The 21,129-nt window shown below is 56.9% G+C and carries 17 protein-coding genes; 7 read left to right on the forward strand and 10 right to left on the reverse strand.

All coding sequences use genetic code 11. The features are described 5' to 3' along the window. Positions 1-147: 147 nt before the first annotated feature. Both fbp and LLF79_RS17565 read left to right on the forward strand, forming a co-directional pair. Complete coding sequence (fbp, locus tag LLF79_RS17560) at positions 148-1,146, forward strand: class 1 fructose-bisphosphatase (RefSeq protein WP_008501416.1); 999 nt, start codon at positions 148-150, stop codon at positions 1,144-1,146. Positions 1,147-1,296: 150 nt separating this feature from the next. Then, on the forward strand, positions 1,297-1,653 hold the full coding sequence (locus LLF79_RS17565; RefSeq protein WP_008501417.1) for a LysR family transcriptional regulator: 357 nt from the start codon (positions 1,297-1,299) through the stop codon (positions 1,651-1,653). On the opposite strand, the gene LLF79_RS17570 is transcribed toward LLF79_RS17565, so the two are convergent. From LLF79_RS17570 to ytfQ, 5 genes are all read right to left on the reverse strand, one after another. Continuing rightward, complete coding sequence (locus tag LLF79_RS17570; RefSeq protein WP_021240693.1) at positions 1,625-3,196, reverse strand: methyl-accepting chemotaxis protein; 1,572 nt, start codon at positions 3,194-3,196, stop codon at positions 1,625-1,627. The two genes, LLF79_RS17565 and LLF79_RS17570, sit on opposite strands and share 29 nt — an antisense overlap. 84 nt (positions 3,197-3,280) lie before the next feature. Next, positions 3,281-4,282 carry a galactofuranose ABC transporter, permease protein YjfF gene (gene yjfF, locus LLF79_RS17575; RefSeq protein ID WP_032675830.1) on the reverse strand — a complete coding sequence of 334 codons (1,002 nt, stop codon included), beginning with the start codon at positions 4,280-4,282 and terminating at the stop codon, positions 3,281-3,283. Continuing rightward, positions 4,269-5,294 (reverse strand): galactofuranose ABC transporter, ATP-binding protein YtfT, encoded by a 1,026-nt coding sequence (ytfT, locus tag LLF79_RS17580; RefSeq protein ID WP_227880036.1) that lies wholly within the window; start codon positions 5,292-5,294, stop codon positions 4,269-4,271. The genes yjfF and ytfT overlap by 14 nt, the downstream gene beginning before the upstream one ends. Before the next feature lie 10 nt (positions 5,295-5,304). Further along, entirely contained in the window at positions 5,305-6,807 is a 1,503-nt protein-coding gene (gene ytfR / locus LLF79_RS17585) for a galactofuranose ABC transporter, ATP-binding protein YtfR (RefSeq protein ID WP_008501421.1), read from the reverse strand. Positions 6,808-6,912: 105 nt separating this feature from the next. Continuing rightward, positions 6,913-7,869: a galactofuranose ABC transporter substrate-binding protein YtfQ gene (ytfQ, locus tag LLF79_RS17590; RefSeq protein WP_227880040.1), complete on the reverse strand. Its 957-nt coding sequence runs from the start codon at positions 7,867-7,869 to the stop codon at positions 6,913-6,915. A gap of 309 nt (positions 7,870-8,178) precedes the next feature. Here ytfQ and ppa point away from each other — a divergent pair, with 309 nt between their 5' ends. Beyond that, the gene (gene ppa, locus LLF79_RS17595; RefSeq protein WP_008501423.1) at positions 8,179-8,709 is read left to right on the forward strand and encodes an inorganic diphosphatase; all 531 of its coding nucleotides are present in this window, start codon (positions 8,179-8,181) and stop codon (positions 8,707-8,709) included. Between the two features lie 54 nt (positions 8,710-8,763). On the opposite strand, the gene LLF79_RS17600 is transcribed toward ppa, so the two are convergent. From LLF79_RS17600 to tamA, 3 genes are read right to left on the reverse strand one after another with little or no spacing between them, the layout of a single operon-like run. Continuing rightward, the gene (locus LLF79_RS17600; RefSeq protein ID WP_008501424.1) at positions 8,764-9,108 is read right to left on the reverse strand and encodes a gamma-glutamylcyclotransferase; all 345 of its coding nucleotides are present in this window, start codon (positions 9,106-9,108) and stop codon (positions 8,764-8,766) included. A 2-nt stretch (positions 9,109-9,110) separates the two neighbouring features. Continuing rightward, positions 9,111-12,887 (reverse strand): autotransporter assembly complex protein TamB, encoded by a 3,777-nt coding sequence (gene tamB, locus LLF79_RS17605; protein WP_227880046.1) that lies wholly within the window; start codon positions 12,885-12,887, stop codon positions 9,111-9,113. Continuing rightward, the gene (tamA, locus tag LLF79_RS17610; RefSeq protein ID WP_008501426.1) at positions 12,884-14,617 is read right to left on the reverse strand and encodes an autotransporter assembly complex protein TamA; all 1,734 of its coding nucleotides are present in this window, start codon (positions 14,615-14,617) and stop codon (positions 12,884-12,886) included. Before tamA ends, tamB begins: the two co-directional genes overlap by 4 nt. Before the next feature lie 224 nt (positions 14,618-14,841). Between tamA and msrA the strand changes: the two genes are divergently transcribed. Both msrA and LLF79_RS17620 read left to right on the forward strand, forming a co-directional pair. After that, positions 14,842-15,483 (forward strand): peptide-methionine (S)-S-oxide reductase MsrA, encoded by a 642-nt coding sequence (msrA, locus tag LLF79_RS17615; protein WP_008501428.1) that lies wholly within the window; start codon positions 14,842-14,844, stop codon positions 15,481-15,483. Positions 15,484-15,694: 211 nt separating this feature from the next. Next, positions 15,695-17,032, forward strand: coding sequence for a hemolysin family protein (locus LLF79_RS17620; protein ID WP_008501429.1), 1,338 nt, complete (start codon positions 15,695-15,697; stop codon positions 17,030-17,032). A gap of 75 nt (positions 17,033-17,107) precedes the next feature. On the opposite strand, the gene LLF79_RS17625 is transcribed toward LLF79_RS17620, so the two are convergent. Then, on the reverse strand, positions 17,108-17,314 hold the full coding sequence (locus tag LLF79_RS17625) for a DUF1107 domain-containing protein (RefSeq protein ID WP_008501430.1): 207 nt from the start codon (positions 17,312-17,314) through the stop codon (positions 17,108-17,110). A gap of 324 nt (positions 17,315-17,638) precedes the next feature. Between LLF79_RS17625 and LLF79_RS17630 the strand changes: the two genes are divergently transcribed. Beyond that, positions 17,639-18,196, forward strand: coding sequence for a YtfJ family protein (locus tag LLF79_RS17630; protein WP_023326561.1), 558 nt, complete (start codon positions 17,639-17,641; stop codon positions 18,194-18,196). Here the strand turns inward: LLF79_RS17630 and cysQ are convergent. Continuing rightward, the gene (gene cysQ, locus LLF79_RS17635) at positions 18,190-18,930 is read right to left on the reverse strand and encodes a 3'(2'),5'-bisphosphate nucleotidase CysQ (protein ID WP_008501432.1); all 741 of its coding nucleotides are present in this window, start codon (positions 18,928-18,930) and stop codon (positions 18,190-18,192) included. The genes LLF79_RS17630 and cysQ overlap by 7 nt on opposite strands. A gap of 190 nt (positions 18,931-19,120) precedes the next feature. Here cysQ and LLF79_RS17640 point away from each other — a divergent pair, with 190 nt between their 5' ends. Next, the gene (locus tag LLF79_RS17640; protein ID WP_032655227.1) at positions 19,121-21,064 is read left to right on the forward strand and encodes a bifunctional 2',3'-cyclic-nucleotide 2'-phosphodiesterase/3'-nucleotidase; all 1,944 of its coding nucleotides are present in this window, start codon (positions 19,121-19,123) and stop codon (positions 21,062-21,064) included. The last annotated feature ends 65 nt before the right edge of the window (positions 21,065-21,129 follow it).

Here is a 21,129-nt window from a genome sequence, read left to right on the forward strand (position 1 = left end):
GCTGTGAAACGCATTTCAGGTAAATCCGTATGTTGCTGGCGCGATTCACCTCTGCGCTACTATTTGAATATTTGTTAAGATTGTTGGGCTTTAGTCGTTTTAGTGAACATACAATCGCTCTACTCACAAAGATGCAGGGAAAGTGTTATGAAAACGTTAGGTGAATTTATTGTCGAAAAGCAGCACGAGTTCTCTCATGCTACCGGTGAACTCACTGCTTTACTGTCGGCAATAAAGCTGGGCGCTAAGATCATCCACCGTGATATCAACAAGGCCGGTCTGGTCGATATCCTGGGTGCCAGCGGTGCCGAGAACGTTCAGGGCGAGGTTCAACAGAAACTCGATCTGTTCGCAAATGAAAAACTGAAAGCTGCACTGCGCGCGCGCGACATCGTTGCGGGTATCGCCTCCGAAGAAGAAGATGAAATTGTTGTTTTCGAAGGGTGTGAACACGCGAAATACGTTGTTCTGATGGATCCGCTCGACGGCTCCTCCAACATTGATGTTAACGTTTCTGTCGGTACCATTTTCTCCATCTACCGCCGCGTCACGCCTGTTGGCACGCCGGTGACCGAAGAAGATTTCCTGCAGCCGGGCATTAATCAGGTTGCTGCCGGTTACGTCGTCTATGGCTCCTCCACCATGCTGGTCTACACCACCGGTTGCGGGGTACACGCCTTTACGTACGATCCTTCCCTGGGCGTTTTCTGTCTGAGCCAGGAACGCATGCGCTTCCCGGAGAAGGGCAATACCTACTCCATTAACGAAGGTAACTACATCCGCTTCCCGAACGGCGTGAAGAAGTACATCAAATTCTGCCAGGAAGAAGATAAAGCGACGCAGCGCCCGTACACGTCCCGCTATATTGGCTCTCTGGTCGCGGATTTCCACCGTAACCTGCTGAAAGGCGGCATCTACCTCTACCCAAGCACCGCCAGCCACCCGGACGGGAAACTGCGTCTGCTGTACGAATGCAACCCGATGGCGTTCCTGGCCGAACAGGCGGGCGGTAAGGCGAGCGACGGTAAAGAGCGTATTCTGGAGATCGTGCCGGAAAGCCTTCACCAGCGCCGTTCGTTCTTCGTCGGCAACAACCACATGGTTGAAGACGTTGAACGCTTTATCCGCGAGTACCCGGACGCGTAATCCCTCTCTTCAGGGGAGCCGATCCGGCTCCCCTGTTCATTTATATATTTTACCGTATAAGTGTTTATAAAAAACACGCTTTAATATTCGCCACTGCTCCTGCATTATTTCCATAACAGTTTGACAGATATTTCGTGGAGCAGAAACGCAATGAAAAATTATTCCCGTGCTAATACCGGCATTGATTTAAATCTTATCCCTGTATTTATTGAAATCGTCCGCTGCGGCAGCATGGCAAAGGCCTCTTTGCGTCTGGAGATGTCACGCCCTGCGGTGAGTCTGGCATTAAAGCGTTTTAATCAACTCTTTGATGAGCCGTTATTTCTCCGCAAAGGCTTATATCTTGAGCCGACTGAAAAAGCATTAGCCTTAACCAGCTCGCTGGAAATATTAATGGGCGAAATTCACGATAATATTGGGGCGCTTAATTCCGGAAGGAATAAAACCCCGGCACAGAACGTACCGGGGCTGGGTAATATTATGCCGCGTTCTGAGTCGTCACTTTGAATGATGACATGGCTTCCATCAGCTGACGCGACTGCTCCTCAAGGGAGCGGGTCGCGGCAGAGGATTGCTGCACCAGCGCCGCATTCTGCTGCGCGGTTTCGTCCATCTGGTTTACCGCAATATTCACCTGCTCAATGCCGCGGCTCTGCTCCTGAGACGCGGTCGCAATCTCACGCATCAGTTTGGTCATGCGCAGCACTTCTGTTGCGATCTCATCCATCGTTTCGCCCGCCTGCTGGGCCAGCTCGCTGCCCTCGTTAACGTGGGTTTGCGAATCACTGATAAGAGAACGAATCTCCTTCGCCGCGTCGGCGCTGCGGCTGGCAAGGTTTCGCACCTCGCCCGCGACGACGGCAAACCCGCGCCCCTGCTCGCCCGCGCGCGCCGCCTCTACGGAGGCGTTAAGCGCCAGGATATTGGTCTGGAAGGCAATGCCGTCGATCACGCTCAGGATGTCAGCGATGCGCGCCGAGCTGCCGGAGATATCGCGCATTTTTTCAATCACGTAGCAGACCATTTCGCTGCCGTGATCGGCCGTGTCGGACACCGACTTCGCCAGCTGGTGCGCCTGCTCGGCGTTATCGGCGTTGAGCTTCACCGTGGCGGTGATCTGTTCCATGCTGGCCGCCGTCTGCTCCAGCGACGTGGCGGTGGATTCCGTTCGCTCGGCGAGATCCCGGTTCCCCAGCGTCAGCTCGCGGCTGCCGGTGTCAATCTGCGCGCTGGCATCGCGTACCCGCAGAACCGAGTTCATCAGCGACTGACGCATCTCCTCAATGACCGCGTTAAGGCGGTTAAACTCCTGGCTCGCGGGCGCGGCCAGCGTATGGGTTAAATCGCCCGCCGCCACGTTCTCCAGCTGAGCAATCGACGCCGAGAGCGGCTTGAGCAGCATATGGCGCAGCGCCAGCCAGGCCAGCACGATAATGCCCGCCGTCAGCAGCGCCGCCACGATAATCAGGATCAGGACGCGGGTTTTGCTCGCCTGCACGGCACTCACTTCCGCCTGACCTCGCGCTTCGCTCCATTTCTGAAACGCCTGCATGTCGTTATCAAACGCTGACGCCAGCGGGATCAGCGTCTTCTCCAGCAGGTCGTAATACCCGTCCGCGCTCTGGTCATTGAGGGTTTTCAGCATCGGGTTGATCCCCTGCTGGTTATACGCCGCCAGGCTGGCTGCCACTTTATCGAGCAGCTGCTGCCCCTGCTCGTCAGCCACGCCGCCGTCGATCACGCCCTTCAGCGTTTTCTGGGCCAGGGCGACTTCCTGATTGATGTTTTTTACCGCGCTGGCCGCATCGTCCAGCATGCCGATTTCCATCATGCGAACGGCCTGTCCCGCTTCATTGCGCGCGCGCAGGATCAGCGTATAGCCTGAATTAAGCTGCACCATCTGCTCACCCTGAAGGTGATTAATACGCTGCAGCGAAGAAGAACTCTGTGTGAGGGCATAAATGCCAATGCCGCTGACAATCAGCAGCAGAAGGGTCATAACGGCCAGTAAAGAGAGCAAGCCGGTACGAATCGATAGCGTTTTCAGCATGATATTATTTCCGGTAGCGAGATATTTCTGGGCATAAAAAAAGAGTATCGGCCGCTACCGGAAAATGTTTAGACTTTCAGCATGTTATCGCTCTGTTACCGATGTGTTCACGCGGGTAACAGGCGAGCTTTGACGGTTCTCCCAGAGCACCGTCAGGCCGCGCTGCAGGGCAATAAAAATAAACAGCAGAATGCCGATGGCGATCTTCGTCCACCAGGAGCTGAGCGTGCCGTCAAAGTTGATATAGGTCTGGATCAGCCCCTGAATCGCCACGCCGAACAGCGTCCCCAGCACCGTCCCCACGCCGCCGCTGAGCAGCGTGCCGCCGATGACCACAGAAGCAATCGCATCCAGTTCCACGCCAACGCCTGCAAGGGCATAGCCCGCCTGGGTATACACCGAGAAGACGATCCCCGCCAGCGTCGCCAGGCCGGTCGAGAGCATATAGATGCGGATGGTGGTGCTGCGGGTCGAGATCCCCATCAGGTTGGCCGACGTGGCGTTGCCGCCAATAGCGTAAACCTGATTGCCAAACCGGGTGCGGTGGGCGAGGAAGATGCCAATCACTACCACGCCCAGCATCAGCAGCCCCATCGCGCTCAGGCGGCCGCCGCCGGGGATTTTCCACGCCAGGCTGGAGAGCGTGTCGTACACCGGATGGTTAATGGGAATCGACTCTTCCGACACCAGGTAGCTCACCCCGCGCAGGAAGAACATCCCCGCGAGGGTAATGATAAACGCAGGAATTTTTAACGCGTCGATCAGCAGCCCCATAAAGGCGCCAAACGCACAGCCCATCGCCAGCACCAGCGGGAACGCCAGCAGCGGTGAGATGCCCCAGAAGCCGATCGCTTTCGCGAGGAACACGCCCGTAAACGCGATCACCGAGCCGACGGAGAGGTCGATCCCGCCGGAGAGGATCACAAAGGTCATGCCGACGGCGATGATGCCTAAAAAGGCGTTATCGGTCAGGATATTGCAGATCACGCGCGTCGAGGCAAACCCCGGGAACTGGGTCAGGCAGTAGAGATAGCCCAGCACAAACACGCCCAGCGTGATCATTAGCGGTAAATTACGTTTTATCATGGCCACGGATCCCCTTAATGATGCTGACAAAGCGCGGCGACTGGACGATCAGCACGCAGAGCACGACCACCGCTTTCACCACCTGGTTGAGTTCCGGCTGGAATCCCGAGAGCAGGATCCCGGTGTTCATGCCCTGAATGATCAGCGCGCCGATCGCCGAGAGCAGCAGGTTAAAGCGCCCGCCCATCAGCGACCCGCCGCCGATGACCACCGCCAGGATCGCATCCAGCTCCAGCCAGAGCCCGGCGTTGTTGGCATCGGCTCCGCGAATATCCGCCGCGACGATCACGCCGGCGATGGCAGCGCAAATACCGCTCAGCACGTAGGTCAGCATCACCATCAGCCGCGTGTTAACCCCGGCGTTGCGCGCGGCGCGAATGTTGATCCCGACGGCCTCAATGAACATGCCCAGCGCCGTTTTGCGGGTGAAAAGCCAGAACACCACGAGCGTCACCAGGGCAATCATCACCGGCGTCGGGAAGAACAGAAGGTTGCCGCTGCCGAGCCACGCCAGGCTCGGCGAGTTAAAGGTGACAATCTGTCCGGAGGTAATTAGCTGCGCGACGCCGCGCCCGGCCACCATTAAAATGAGCGTGGCGACAAAGGGCTGGATTTGCAGCACCGCCACCAGAATGCCGTTCCATAATCCGGCCAGCACGCCAGTGCCTAATGCCGCCAGCAGGACCACCGGCAGGCTATGCCCGGCCACGGTCATGGAGGCTGCCGTGGCCCCGGCGATAGCCATCACCGCGCCGACGGAGAGATCAATCCCGCCGGTGGCGATGACCAGCGTCATCCCGATGGCCAGCAGCGCCACGGGCGCGGCGCGGTTTAAAATATCTATCGGGCTGCCAAACAGGCGGCCATCCTGCACGATAATCTGGAAGAAATGCGGCGCGACCAGGCTATCCACCAGTAAAACCACCAGCAGCGCCGCGATTTGCGGCGTGCCGGTCGGCCAGCTGAAGCGGCGCTTTGACTCACCGGTTTGCGAAAGCGAACGGGACATCACGATTCACTCCTTATGCCGCGATGGCATTCATGATCGCCGGAACGGACAGCTTATCCAGCGGGATCTCTGCCACCTGTTTACGATCGCGCATGATGATGACGCGATCGGCATAGCCCACCAGCTCTTCCAGCTCGGACGAAATGACCAGCAGGGCCAGACCGTCTGCGCACAGGGTTTCGATAAGCCGGATAATTTCGGCGTGCGCCCCTACGTCAATGCCGCGGGTCGGTTCGTCGAGGATCAGGAACTGGGGTTTGGTCAGCAACCAGCGGGAGAGCAGCACTTTCTGCTGGTTACCACCGGAGAGGAACTCGATGGGCTGTTCCGCGCTCGGGGTGCGGATGCCGAGCTGGCGGATAAAGCGCTCAGCAATGGCGTTCTGCTCTTTGCGTGGGATCGGCCGCAGCCAGCCGCGCTGCGCCTGAAGCGCCAGAATGATATTTTCCCGCACCGAGGCGGCGGCAATAATGCCGTCCGTTTTCCTGTCTTCCGGGCAGAAACCCACACCCAGACAGGAGGCCTGATGCGGCGATCGCAGGGTTTGCGGTTTGCCCTTGATCAGCGCGCTGCCGCTGTCGGCGGGCTTGATCCCGAAGATCACCTCGGCGGTCTCGGTTCGGCCCGAGCCCAGCAGGCCCGCCAGCCCGACAATTTCGCCCGGCCGCACCTCAAGGTTAAATGGCGAGATGACCCCTTTTTTGCCGTAATCGCTGAACGCGGCGACCGGCTTCTCGCTCAGCAGCGTGCGGCCCGCGCGCTGAAGGGCGTTGGTCTCCAGCTCGCGGCCCAGCATCATTTTGACCAGCTCGATCTGCGGCAGCTCGCGGGTTTCACGGCAGCCGACAAAGCTGCCGTTGCGCAGCACCGTAATGCGGTCGCTCACCTCGTACACCTGATCGAGGAAGTGGGTAACGAAGATCAGGCTGACGCCCTGATCGCGCAGCTGGCGCATCAGGGTAAAGAGCATTTCCACCTCCTGGGTATCGAGGCTGGCGGTGGGTTCGTCGAGGATCAGCACCTTTGCCGAGAGATCGATCGCGCGGCAAATGGCGACGATCTGCTGCATCGCCACGGAAAAGCGGTTCAGCGGCTCGCGAACGTCGAGAGAGAAGCCGTAGGATTCCATCAGCTTTGTCGCCCGCGCCTCCATCTCTTTACGGCGCAGCAGGCCAAAGCGTCGTGGCTCACGGCCAATAAACAGGTTATCCGCCACCGACATATTCGGCAGCAGGTTCACTTCCTGGTATACCGTCCCGATCCCCAACTGCTGGGCATGGGCGGTGTTTTTGGGCGAAATGGCGTTGCCTTCCAGCCAGATGGTGCCGCGGTCGGCGTGATAAACGCCGGTCAGAGATTTAATCAGCGTCGATTTTCCCGCGCCGTTTTCCCCCAGCAGCGCCATGATCTCCCCGCGCCGCAGGCTGAAATCAACGTTATCCAGCGCCTTTACGCCGGGGAAGAATTTACTCAAGCCCTCTGTGCGGAGGATTTCCTGGTGTTGTTCAGTGGTCATGGTTTCCCCCTGCATCAAGCCGGAAGGCGCTACGCTTATCCGGCCTACAAAAGAGCGTATCGTAGGCCGGGTAAGCGCAGCGTCACCCGGCATGTTCAGACAGGCTTAGTAGCCCATATTTTTCTTCTTCTCTAACTCTTCTTTCGCCGTGTCAGGCAGGTAGAGCGTGGATTTGGTGACCGTCACTTTCTCCGGCATCGTGCCGTCTTTCTTGAATTTCTCCAGCGCATCGAATGCCGGGCCGGCCATGTTTGGCGTCAGCTCCACGCTGGCGTTGGCTTCGCCGTCGATCATCGCTTTGTAGATATCAGGCACGCCGTCGATAGAGCCGGTGAGGATATCTTTGCCCGGCTTCAGGCCCGCTTCTTTAATTGCCTGAATCGCACCGATCGCCATGTCATCGTTGTGGGCGTAAATCATGCAGATGTTCTTGCCGTTGTTTTCAGCCTTAATAAAGCTCTCCATCACCTCTTTACCTTTGCTGCGGGTAAAGTCGCCGGACTGAGAGCGGATAATCTTGATGTTTGGCGCTTTCGCGATGGCTTCAGCAAAGCCTTTTTTACGGTCGATGGCCACGCTCGCCCCGACGGTGCCCTGCAGTTCAACAACGTTACACGGCTTGCCGTCGACCTGTTTTATCAGCCAGTCGCCAATTAACTGCCCTTCCAGCACGTTGTTGGCCGTCACGGTGGTCATATAGAGAGATTTGTCTTTGACGTCGATGGAACGATCGAGCAGGAAGACCGGGATTTCAGCGTCTTTCGCTTCCTTCAGGACGGGTTCCCAGCCGGTCGCCACGACGGGTGCAATAAAGATGGCATCCACGCCCTGGGCGATAAAGGAGCGCACGGCTTTGATCTGATTCTCTTGTTTTTGCTGACCATCGGCGATTTTCAGGGTAATGCCGCGTTTCTGAGCTTCGCTTTTCGCCACGTTGGTTTCTGCCGCTCGCCAGCCAGATTCAGAGCCGACCTGCGAAAAACCTACGGTTAAGGGAGCGGCCATCGCCATAGACGACATGGCTGCCGAAACTGCTGTGACAAGGAGTAAGCGCTTCCACATATGAACGTCCTCGTAGGGTGAGTTATTGTTGGTTAAAAGATGTTCTGCGGAATGACTATAGCCCATGAAATATGTAACGAATTGCGTTACATCACACTTCAGAAAAGTGAATAAAACGTTAATCACAAGTTTGTAATCGCTTTCATTTCTCCATGAAAAATGCGGCTGAGTTTATGGATTTTTCTGTCATGGAATCGGTCTGAAAAGTGGGAAGAACGTGGAGAGAAGGCGAAAACAGGCGGAGACATTCAGCGCGAGTTGGCTATAATACCTGCCACTTGTTTACCATCCATTTTAAAGGACACCGACATGAGCTTACTCAACGTCCCAGCGGGTAAAGAACTGCCAGAAGACATCTACGTAGTTATCGAAATCCCGGCTAACGCAGATCCGATCAAATACGAAGTGGACAAAGAGAGCGGCGCCCTGTTCGTAGACCGCTTCATGTCTACCGCGATGTTCTATCCGTGCAACTACGGTTACATCAACCACACCCTGTCTCTGGACGGTGACCCGGTTGACGTGCTGGTCCCAACGCCATACCCACTGCAGCCAGGCGCAGTGATTCGCTGCCGTCCAGTTGGCGTGCTGAAAATGACCGACGAATCCGGTGAAGATGCGAAGCTGGTTGCGGTACCGCACACCAAGCTGAGCAAAGAGTACGATCACATCAAAGATGTGAACGACCTGCCAGAGCTGCTGAAAGCGCAGATCACTCACTTCTTCGAGCACTACAAAGACCTCGAAAAAGGCAAGTGGGTTAAAGTTGACGGCTGGGACAACGCAGAAGCAGCGAAAGCGGAAATCATCGCCTCTTTCGAGCGCGCTGCTAAGAAGTAATTCTTACTGCCAGACACAAAAAACAACGCCACCTTACGGTGGCGTTGTCGTTTTTCAGTACTGGTCTCTGTCTAACCAGTTACCGCTTACGATCCGCGTTAACCCGTCGACTGGACGCTGGTAGACATACATCCACGCGCTTCCGTACGGCGTCTGGATCAACTGGCGTGCGTATTCACCGCCCCTGGTGCGCAAGGCATCAAGTTCGGCAAGCGTCGCGTTATCAATACGATAAACTTCACCCTGTACTGTTCCTTCGCCCGGAACCGCGCCTGGATAGTGGCCCAGGCTGTACAACTGGTAGTTCTCGATATTGTAATTCCCCAGTAGCTGGGCATTGGTCATCCAGTGACTGTTGCCTTGCCTGGTTCGTAAACTGCCGTAGACAAATATTCGCATTGCTAAAACTCAAACTGATAGAGCAGATCAAGTGCCTGGTCTACGCCGGACACTGCTTCCAGATATAGCTTAGGCATCAGGCGATAGCGTAACGTGAGTGTTGCCAGTGAGTCAAAGATCCCCACACCATATTTTACCTGCAGACCCGGCAGTACATAGCCGCTGACCACCACCTGCGAGGAGTCACCCACGCCCTGGGTGTCCAGCGCCAGATTGCTTACGCCGAACGTCTCGCCGATTTTACCCACAACCTGCCCACTTTGTGCAACCCCCAGCCCCACTAACATCGAGGTCATCGCCGCGCTGTCGCTCTGACCGCTGTCGAGACCTTGACCACGCAGCAGGTAAGAGAGGGCTTCCTGCTGGGACATCGCCGGGTCAGAGAAGATCTCCGCCTTCGGTTCGTCGGCGGAACCGGTGACGCGTACCCCGGCAATGACGTCGTTTTCCGTCGCTTCCGGGTTACGAATCGCTTCGATGTTCAGCAGCGGTTGATCGGGTGGACCGGAGAACAGCAGCTCGCCTTTGCGGACAATCAGATCCTGACCATAGGCGTGGAATCGCCCTTCAGGGATATTGATCTGCCCGTTCAGGCCAAGCCCTTGTTTATCCTGCGCCACCTTCAGGTCGCCCGTAAGCCTCGCCTTCAGCCCAAACGCATCCAACCGCACGTTATTCCCCACGTGCACGATAAGGTTACTATTAATCGGTATGCCCGCGCTCTTCTGTTCGACCGGTTTCAGATTTTCATTGAGCATAACTTCATCACTTGAGACGCCGACCGCACTTTCCGGCACGTCGTGAACCACGATGCGCGCCCACGGCACGTCAACGCGACCATCAAGCGTGAAGAGGCTTGGCGTGGCTTCAAAGACCACATCAGGCGAGACGTCCAGTCGCACCATCGGCGGTACGGTGATGCGCACCTTACTGCCCTTCGCGGCAATACGGGCGCGCCAGTTGTCGAGCTGGCTCCAGTCCGCGTCGCCGCTCAGGTTGATTTGCCCCTGCTGCGTCAGTACCGATCCGCTCAGCGTCGAGCTCATGCCGTTGAAGTTCATCGCGATCTGGCTCGGCTGCATGTCAAACGGCATAAAGTTGCCGTCAATATCCACACCGCTGAGGCGCAGCTGGCCGAACAGCTGTGGGCTTTGCGCATTGCCCGCCAGGCGCAGGTTGGCGTTCACCATGCCCTCGGCTTTTTCCCCGCGCGCGAAAATCGGGTTCACCATCGCCAGGTTGAAGTTGCGGATAGTGACGTTGCCGCCCAGATTTCGCCGTCCCTGTGGGTCGGTAATTTGAACCTTGCCGTCAAACTGACCGTTATTGGTGAGACGAATCAGCCAGCCCAGCTCCGCACGGTTGTTATGCAGGTCCGCGCTCAGGTTCAGGGTGTCGAAGGCCACCGGCAGCGGCGCGTCATTCACCTCCTGCGTCACCTTCACGTTACGCCCGGACAGCGTGACGCTACCCTGCGGCAGCCCCTCTTTGGTGGTGTCCCAGGCGACATCGGCTTTTCCGCTGAAGACGCCGCTGGCCTGGGTAGTATCCGGCATAAACGGTTTCAGCATCGCCAGATCGAAGCGGTTGAGGTTGATCTGCGCGCGTCCTTCCGCGCCCGCGTCGATGGTCTGCGGCACGCACAGTTCCGCATTCGGGTTGGTCCAGCAGTGCGGCCCAATGCTGATCTTCTGCTCGGCGTTGCGGTAGTCCAGCGCGATGGCGCGCGACAGCGCCAGCGGCCCGACCGGCGTGTTGAAACGGGTGTTATCCAGCGTCCCTTTCCAGCGCTCCTCTTTGCGGTCGAAGCTGCCGGTCAGGTGAAGCTGGCCGGAGACCGGCTCGCCCTGCACGCGCAGCTGCAGGTCGTGCTGCTTCTCGTTCCCTTTCGCGTCCAGGGTGACCAGGCTGATGTTGACGTCCGGCTGAGAAATGCGCTCCACGCGCAAGTTCAGGTTTCCGCCGATCTGGTCAGTGGATTTCACATCCCCTTCCACACGAACGCGGGCAACGCTCAGCGCCTGCCAGCGCAGGTTATTGGCGGTAATGTCCGCCAGCAGCTGCGGCGCGTCTACCGTGCCGCGCACCTTCAGGAGCCCCTTCGCCGTACCGCCCAGGCCCGGCAGGGCGTTATCCAGATTCGGCGCGTCGATGGTGGCGTCCAGATTGAGATCTTTCACCCCCAGCTCGCCTTTGATATCCGCCGTGTTGCGGCCCAGCGCCACGTGCAGACCCGGGATAACCCACTGCAGGTAGCTGTTGCCTTTCACCGAGCCTTCAACGTTTACCTTGTTCTGCTTCACGTTCCCGGTGAGCTTGATCTCCGGCACGTCCATCTGCCACGTGCCGCCGTACAGGCTGCCGCGGGTTTTGATCAGGCCATCCAGCTTCGACGGCCAGTCCGGCACCTCTTTGGCGGTGTTAATGCCCGTCAGCTTCAGCTCACCGCGCCAGCTGATCGCCTGCTGCCAGTCGAGCAGCGCGGTCAACTCCGTTTTGCCTTCCAGCGCCGCGACGGTCAGCTTGTCGAGGTTAACCTGCTGTTCGTTGCCCTTCGCATCCAGGGTGATGTTCGCGGGCGGCACGCCCTGCCCCTTCACTGCGGTGCGGAACGAGAGCGTATAGTCGGTCATCTTGCCGCTCAGCTTCAGCTTCAGGTCATCGGCCTGGTACTGTTTTTCGCCGGTGAATGGCCAGTAAAGCTGCTTGCTGACCACCTCAAGATTGAGCGGCAGCCCGGCTTCCGCCAGCTGGGTTTGCGCACGCAGGACCATGTCTACCGGGCCGGAGAGATTGACCCCGACATCCAGCTTCTCGCGCAGCGCCCCGCCCACTTTGACCTTCACCTTCTCGCCTTTGAGCGGGTCAATGTTCAGGGCGCTATTCAGCGTGATATCCACCGGCCAGTTGTCGCGCAGCAGGGCGTTGCCTGACGCGTTCACCGAACCCTGATTGGTGTCGATATCCAGCGCGTCGAGCTTCATGTTGCCGTCAATGCTGCTGACTTTCAGCAGCATGTTATAGACCGTCAGGTCGGTATCGCCTGTCAGGCGCAGCTGCTCGCCTTTGAACTCTTCAATATTGAGGTTCAGCGGCAGATGCACATCGGTCATTTCCGGCAGGACAGGCTTCGAGAAGAGGTCTTTCAGCGTTTCGCCCAGCGGCTTCTCTTCCGGCTGCGGGTTCTGGATCTTCGGCTCGACGATCTCTTCCTGCGCCACGTCGGCCACTTTCGGCAGCGCGATCAGCAAGCCCTGCAGGGAGGTTGGCGTCAGGGTGAGGCTTTTCTCCTGCCAGCGCAGGCCGGAGCTGAAATCCATCACGGACACGGTGGTGTCGTCGATTTTGATATTGACGTTATCAAGCGCCACCCGATAAAGCGCGATCGGATACGGCGTGGAGAGATTCAGCGGACCGCTGTCCTCTTCCTCTACCGGCGCAGACTTCGGTATTTTCTTCGAATCTATCGCCACGTTGACGTCTTTTAGCGACAAGTCGTTGACGCAGAGCTTGCTGTCACGCAGACAGCCCAGCTTCACCGCCAGGTGAAACTCCCCGGCGTTCACCGCCACGCCCGGCTGCTCATAGCGGATGTTCTTCAGGCGCAGGTCGCGCCAGCCGCCCGTCACCTGGCCAATCTCCAGCCCCGGCACCCAGCGGTTCGCGGCGTTAAACAGCAAATGCAGCCCGGTCGTCGTTCCCACCAGAAACGCCACCGTACCGAGCAGCAGCACGATAAAAATCAGCACCCCGAGGCTTATCTTCTTCCATAAACTCATAATTCAGGCCCCAGACCGATGTAAAACTGTAATCCGTGTTCTTCTTTGTCGCCCACCGGCACGGCGAAATCGAGCTTGATGGGCCCGACGGGTGACTGCCAGCGTACGCCGACGCCCGCGCCGGTTTTAAAATCGCTGCGGCGGATATCGCTCACCGCTTCGCCGCCGTCGACGAACATGGCGCCCCACCATTTTCCGCTGACGTTGTACTGGTACTCCAGCGAGCCGGTAGCCAGCTTAGAGGCACCGATCAGCTTGCCGTCATCGTCCTTAGGCGCGATGGATTTGTATTTATAGCCGCGGATGCTGCGATCGCCCCCGGCGAAGAAGCGCAGGTCCGGCGGGACCTTGTCGAAGTCGCCGGTTTCAATCCAGCCGAGGTTGCCGCGCACCACAAAGCGGTGCTTGTCATACAGCGTGCGGATCCAGACGTTCTGCGCCTGAATCACCGAGAAATCTACGTCGGAACCCCACATGGTGTTGGAGTAATCGATAGAGTAACGCTGGGAATCGCCCCAGGTCGGCATCAGGCCGCCGCGCGAGCGGGTGCGGCTGATCATCACCCCAGGATAGAGCAGCATGGTGGTGTTGGTGACGTTGGCCTGGGTAAAGTGATCCAGGCTCCAGCGCAGGTTGATGGCGCGCTGCCAGCCGCTGGAGAGATCCCAGTAACGCGACACGGCAAGCGTGGTGGAATCGGACTCGGTATCGTTCAGGTCGGTGCGCTTAAAGCCCCCCTGAACCAGGTAATATTGCTCAAGCGGATTTTTCAGCAGCGGCATTTTATAGCTGAAATCGAGCTGCTGTTCCGGGGCGGAAATGCTGGCGCTGGTGGTCAGGCTATGGCCGTAGGAGTTCATCCACGGCTTTTTCCAGGTGGCCTTCACGCGCGGGCCAACGTCCGTCGAATAGCCCACACCGGTTTCTATGGTGTTCTCGGTGCGCGGCGAAACAACGCCGTGCAGCGGCAACACCTTGGTTTTGCGAGACTTATCAAATTCAGGGGCGACAACCACGGAGTTAAACCAGCCGGTGGCTGAGAGCCGTCGGTTCAGCTCTCCCAGGTCGCTCGACTGGTAGTAATCCCCTTTTTTAAAGGGCACGAGGTTTTGCAGGTACTCTTCACGAATTTGCGAACCTTCGAACGTCACGTCGCCAAAGCGGTAGCGTTCTCCGCTGTCGTAGTCGATATCCCAGAAGGCCTGACGTCGCGCCAGCGCAATGCCCAGCTGGCTTTTATTGAACTGGCTGTCAAAGTAGCCCTTACGCAGGGAAACGCTGGTCAGCTCTTTTTTGAAGTGGTCGTAGTCACCGTGGTTGAGCACGGTGCCGATTTTCGGCCGCGTGCTGAGCAGGTCCAGGTAATCCCGGTCGGTACGCGCCCCGCCGCGCAGGATGACGTTGGTGCCGCCAATCAGCACCGGCTCGCCCGGCGAAACGCGGGCAATAAGCACCTGGCGCCCCTTCTTTGGCGGCGGGCGGAGATCGAAATCAATGGTGGGTTCGTAATACCCCAGCGCTTTTAGTCCTTCACGGATGGCATCATCGACGCGCGCGCGGAAACGCCGGTCCGGCGTCACCTCATCACTCTGGATGGTCGATAGCTGCGCACGCACGTTTTTTTGTAGCGCCCCGGATAACCCCTCAACCTGCAAACGGACATTCGCCGCGCTGGCAATCCCGCTTGTCAGCAACAGACTGACTAAACATAACTGGCGGATTTTTGTCACGTTTTCTCCTGAATATCCCTGTTTCCACCCTGGAAGCAAATGAAGTGCCGCTCCGCGGCAAAATACGGCCTGTTGGCCAAAAACCCGAATCTCGGGTTGAAAATGGGTGTAACACCCAAATATTTCTTATGATTAAATCTAGACTCATTCAGCGCATTTATTGTGTTCAATTAAACGCGCCGTGACAACCTTAACCGAAACATCGCACCCCGGGAGGCCCCACCGTGAGTTTATTCGACAAAAAGCATCTGGTTTCACAAGCTGATGCATTACCGGGACGCAACACCCCTATGCCTGTGGCGACATTACACGCCGTCAATGGCCATTCCATGACTAACGTTCCTGATGGCATGGAAATCGCCCTGTTCGCTATGGGCTGCTTCTGGGGCGTTGAGCGCCTCTTCTGGCAGTTGCCTGGCGTTTACAGCACGGCAGCCGGCTACACGGGCGGTTACACGCCGAATCCAACCTACCGCGAAGTCTGCTCCGGCGAAACCGGCCATGCGGAAGCGGTACGCGTAGTGTACGACCCGACGGTAATCAGCTACGAACAGCTCCTGCAGGTCTTCTGGGAAAACCACGACCCGGCGCAGGGCATGCGTCAGGGCAACGACCACGGCACGCAGTACCGCTCGGCTATCTATCCGCTCACCCCTGAGCAGGATGCCGCCGCGCGCGCCAGCCTTGAGCGTTTCCAGCAGGCCATGCGTGAAGCGGGCGATACGCGCGAGGTGACCACGGAAATCACCACCGCGAAACCGTTCTACTACGCCGAGGACGATCACCAGCAGTATCTGCATAAAAACCCGTACGGCTACTGCGGAATCGGAGGTATCGGCGTCTGCCTGCCACCACAGCTGGCCTGATTATCAGCCGTTAGATCGTCGCCCGTACCGGGCAGCACCCGCTGTCCGGTCTGTTTTATGTAAAAATGTGACCTCTGGCAGATTTACATCTCTTTACGCTATACTAGCCGCTGAAATAATCGGCTCAACGCTACGAGCTGATGTTCAATGTGTTTCCACACAAATGGTATCAACTCCCCTTCTGAGGATCTGGCGAGAAGCCGGATAAACTATGTTAAACAGTATTTTAGTAATACTTTGTCTGATTGCCGTCAGTGCATTTTTCTCGATATCCGAGATCTCACTGGCCGCGTCCCGTAAAATCAAACTGAAGCTGCTCGCCGACGAGGGCAACATCAACGCCTCACGCATTCTCAAAATGCAGGAAAACCCCGGTACCTTCTTTACCGTGGTGCAAATTGGTCTGAACGCGGTGGCTATCCTGGGCGGTATCGTGGGCGATGCGGCGTTTTCCCCGGCGTTTTATAGCCTCTTTGCGCAGTACATGTCCGCCGAACTGGCCGAACAGCTGAGCTTTATCCTCTCCTTCTCGCTGGTGACCGGGCTGTTCATCCTCTTCGCCGACCTGACCCCGAAACGCATCGGTATGATTGCGCCAGAAGCCGTGGCTTTGCGTATCATCAACCCGATGCGCTTCTGCCTGTTTGTGTTCCGCCCGCTGGTGTGGTTCTTCAACGGCCTGGCAAACGTCATTTTCCGCATCTTTAAGCTGCCGATGGTGCGTAAAGATGACATCACCTCTGACGACATTTATGCGGTCGTGGAAGCCGGTGCCCTGGCCGGGGTACTGCGTAAGCAGGAACACGAGCTGATTGAGAACGTATTCGAACTGGAATCCCGTACCGTGCCCTCTTCCATGACGGGCCGTGAAAGCATTATCTGGTTCGATTTACATGAAGATGAGCAGAGCCTGAAGAACAAAGTGGCGCAGCATCCGCACTCCAAGTTCCTGGTCTGTAATGAAGATATTGACCACATCATCGGTTACGTCGACTCCAAAGACCTGCTGAACCGCGTGCTGGCGAACCAGAGCCTGGCGCTGAACAGCGGCGTGCAAATCCGCAATACCCTGATTGTGCCGGACACCCTGACGCTCTCCGAAGCGCTGGAAAGCTTCAAAACCGCCGGGGAAGACTTCGCGGTGATCATGAACGAATACGCGCTGGTGGTGGGGATCATCACCCTGAACGACGTCATGACCACGCTGATGGGCGACCTGGTAGGCCAGGGGCTGGAAGAGCAGATTGTTCAGCGTGACGATAATTCATGGCTGATTGATGGCGGCACGCCAATTGAAGACGTGATGCGCGTGCTGGATATCGACGAGTTCCCGCAGTCCGGAAACTACGAGACCATCGGCGGCTTTATGATGTTTATGCTGCGTAAGATCCCGAAACGTACCGACTCGGTGAAGTTCTCCGGCTACAAGTTTGAAGTGGTGGATATTGATAACTACCGCATCGACCAGCTGCTGGTGACGCGCATCGACAACAAACCGACCGTGCTGGTGCCGAAGCTGCCGGACGCGGAAGAGAAAGTGTCGGCGTAACGTTCCTGCCCCCACAAACATCAACGGCTCCCATCGGGAGCCGTTTTTCTAACTACTTACTGCATAGCACGTTGGTTAAGCCATCTCAGTTTGCAGACGCATAACCTGACGGTTGACTTCGGACATCACAGACAGGTGCTGTTTGTCCTTCACTTTTGGGACAAGGATTTTGCCCTTATCAAACTCAAAAGCGCCAACATCCTTGATATACAACCGTCCACGGAACAGGATCTTCACGTACTTCGCCACCTGAAGCGGGTTGTAGCGTTGGAAAATTTTCATTCTTGTATCTCCTGCGAATCATACGCTCTTGCGGTGCCACAATCGGCCCGACTGTCCTGAGCGCAAATTTTGATGCCCAATGACTATAGACCAGAACTACGGTGTTACCCAGTGTGCATAAGTTTATTTACCGTTTGATTACAATTATTCAGAATAATCTTTGCAAAGCGTGATAGAGAGCAGTATAAGCCGTCGTTTTTTCATGGATATGTGCGTTCGCCCGCAAACTGGCATCGGGATTGCGGGAAAACCACATTGATCGCACTTATCATTAAAAGTGCATGACCAAGTGGTCGGATCACCTGCAAACAATAAGGAAACGCCATGACCCTACGTACTATCCTTGCAGCAGCCTGCCTGCTGCTGCCCCTGTGGGCGAGTGCTCACAACATTGAAAAAGGACAACGTGTACCGCCAGTCGGCATTGCTGACCGGGGAGAATTGATTCTCGACAATGATAAGTTTAGCTACAAAGCCTGGAATAGCGCGCAGCTCGCGGGCAAAGTGAGAGTTGTACAACATATTGCCGGTCGTACATCTGCAAAAGAGAAAAATGCCAACCTGGTGGAGGCGATCAAGGCGGCAAAATTCCCACACGATCGTTACCAGACCACCACGATCGTGAATACCGATGACGCCATTCCGGGCTCCGGGATGTTTGTGCGTTCAAGCCTTGAGAGCAATAAAAAGCTCTATCCGTGGTCGCAGTTTATCGTCGACAGCAACGGCGTCACCCGTAAGGCCTGGCAGCTTGAGGAAGAGAGCTCTGCGATTGTCGTGCTGGATAAGAACGGCCGCGTACAGTGGGTGAAAGACGGGGCGCTGACCCAGGAAGAGGTGCAGCAGGTTGTCGACCTGCTGCATAAGCTGCTGGCTCAATAAAGAGAGACGCGGAAGCCGGGGTTGAGGAAGGATTCGCGCGGGGTGTAGTCCAGCGGCTTGCCCTGCCAGTCATGAACGTGCGCCCCGGCGGCCGCGGCAACGGCGTGCCCGGCGGCGGTGTCCCAGACGTTCGTCGGCCCAAAGCGGGGATAGAGCTGCGCCTGTCCTTCCGCCACCAGGCAGAATTTCAGCGATGAGCCAATCGAGGTGGTCTGGTGTTCACCCAGCTGCTGCAGATACTCCTGCAGCTCGCTGTCGCTGTGCGAGCGGCTAATCACCACCAGCGGCGGACGCGCGTCGCGCACCTGGATCTGCTTGCGCACGCCGCACTCTTCTTTCCACGCCTTCCCTTCTGCAGCGCTGTACATCACCTTCATGACCGGCGCGTAGACCACGCCCAGCACCGCTTTACCCTTCTCAATCAGGGCGATATTGACGGTGAATTCACCGTTGCGCTTGATGAACTCTTTTGTCCCGTCCAGGGGGTCCACCAGCCAGTAGCGCTGCCAGTGCTGGCGCTCTTCCCAGCTTTGCGGCGCTTCTTCTGACAGGACGGGGATGTCCGGCGTTAAGGCCTGTAACCCTTTCAGGATCACCTTATGCGCCGCGATATCTGCCGCCGTGACCGGAGAGTCGTCCGCTTTGCTGACAACCTCCATGGGTTTACTACCGTCATACACCTGCATGATGGCATCCCCCGCATCCCGTGCGAGCTGACAAATTTTATCTAGCATTTTCCACCTCTTTGTTAACGCAGTGAGGTTAACTCTTTGTTTTAGTTATATCGTAATGTGAACAATTCCGCTATCTGTGAAGCAATTCCGGTTTCAGGTTGCTTTTTTCTGTCAGGATTCACATTTATGTAAGCAACACGTTATAGATACATACTCTTTTGTGGCCTGGATCGAAAAAAGGACTCTTCTGATGATTAAGTTTAGCGCAACGCTCCTGGCGACGCTGATTGCGGCGAGCGTGCAGGCAGCGACGGTCGATTTACGTATTCTTGAAACGACCGATCTGCACAGCAACATGATGGATTTCGATTACTACAAAGATACCCCGACGGAAAAATTCGGACTGGTACGCACGGCAAGTTTGATCAATGCGGCGCGCGGCGAAGTGAAAAATAGCGTGCTGGTCGATAACGGCGATCTGATTCAGGGCAGTCCGCTCGGGGACTACATGGCGACCAGGGGGCTGAAAAAAGGCGAGATCCATCCTGTTTATAAAGCGATGAACACCCTGGACTATACCGTCGGTAACCTCGGCAACCATGAATTCAACTACGGTCTGACATACCTGCATGATGCCCTGGCAGGCGCAAAATTCCCGTACGTTAACGCCAATATCATCGACGTTAAGACCCAAAAGCCGCTTTTTACGCCTTACCTGATTAAAGAGACTGAGGTTGTCGATCAGGACGGGAAAAAACAGACGCTGAAAATCGGCTATATCGGTTTTGTCCCGCCGCAGATCATGACGTGGGATAAGGCCAACCTCGATGGTAAGGTGACCGTTAACGACATCACCGAAACCGCGCGTAAATACGTGCCGGAAATGCGCGAAAAAGGCGCCGATCTGGTGGTCGTTGTCGCCCACTCGGGCCTCTCCGCCGATCCGTACCAGGCCATGGCAGAAAACTCCGTTTACTACCTGAGTGAGGTCCCGGGCGTCGATGCGATCCTGTTCGGCCACGCCCACGCGGTCTTCCCGGGCAAAGACTTTGCCAGCATCAAAGGGGCCGATATAGAGAAAGGGACGCTTAACGGCGTGCCGTCGGTGATGCCGGGCATGTGGGGCGACCATCTTGGCGTGGTGGATCTGGTGCTGAATAACGACGGCGGCCGCTGGAAGGTCACGCAGTCAAAAGCCGAAGCGCGCCCAATTTACGACGCTGCGGCGAAAAAATCGCTGGCGGCGGAAGATAAAAAACTGGTCGACGTGCTGAAGCACGATCACGACGCCACGCGCGAATTCGTCAGCAAGCCGATCGGCAAATCCGCCGACAACATGTACAGCTTCCTGGCGCTGGTGCAGGACGATCCGACCGTTCAGGTCGTCAACATGGCGCAGAAAGCCTATGCCGAACATTTTGTGCAGGGCGATCCGGATCTGGCGAAACTGCCGGTACTCTCCGCCGCAGCGCCATTCAAAGTGGGCGGACGTAAGAATGACCCGGCAAGCTATGTGGAGGTCGAAAAGGGCCAGCTCACCTTCCGTAATGCCGCCGATCTCTATCTCTACCCGAATACGCTGGTGGTGGTTAAAGCCACCGGGAAAGAGGTAAAAGAGTGGCTGGAGTGTTCTGCCGGACAGTTTAACCAGATTGACCCACACAGCAGCAAGCCGCAGTCGCTGATTAACTGGGACGGCTTCCGCACCTACAACTTCGACGTGATCGACGGCGTGAACTACCAGATTGACGTCACCCAGCCGGCGAAATATGACGGCGAGTGTCAGGCGATCAACCCGCAGGCGGAGCGCATTAAAAACCTGACCTTCAACGGCAAGGCGATCGACCCGAATGCCACTTTCCTGGTGGTGACCAATAACTACCGTGCCTACGGCGGTAAGTTTGCCGGTACGGGAGATGGACACATCGCCTTTGCCTCGCCGGACGAGAACCGCTCTGTGCTGGCGGCGTGGATCAGCGCCGAGTCGAAAAAGGCCGGCGAAATTCATCCGGCGGTGGATAACAACTGGCGTCTGGCGCCGATCCACAGCGATACGCCGCTGGATATCCGCTTTGAAACGTCACCTTCCGAGAAGGCAGCCGCGTTTATTAAGGAGAAGGCGCAGTATCCGATGAAACAGGTGGCGACGGATGATATTGGGTTCGCGATTTATCACCTGGATTTAAGTAAGTAGCGGCGTAAAAGCCGGGTGGCGCTTCGCTTACCCGGCCTACGGGATGGAAGATTATGGGTAGGCCG

The organism is Enterobacter cloacae complex sp. 2021EL-01169, assembly GCF_020733125.1.
Lineage (GTDB): Bacteria > Pseudomonadota > Gammaproteobacteria > Enterobacterales > Enterobacteriaceae > Enterobacter > Enterobacter roggenkampii.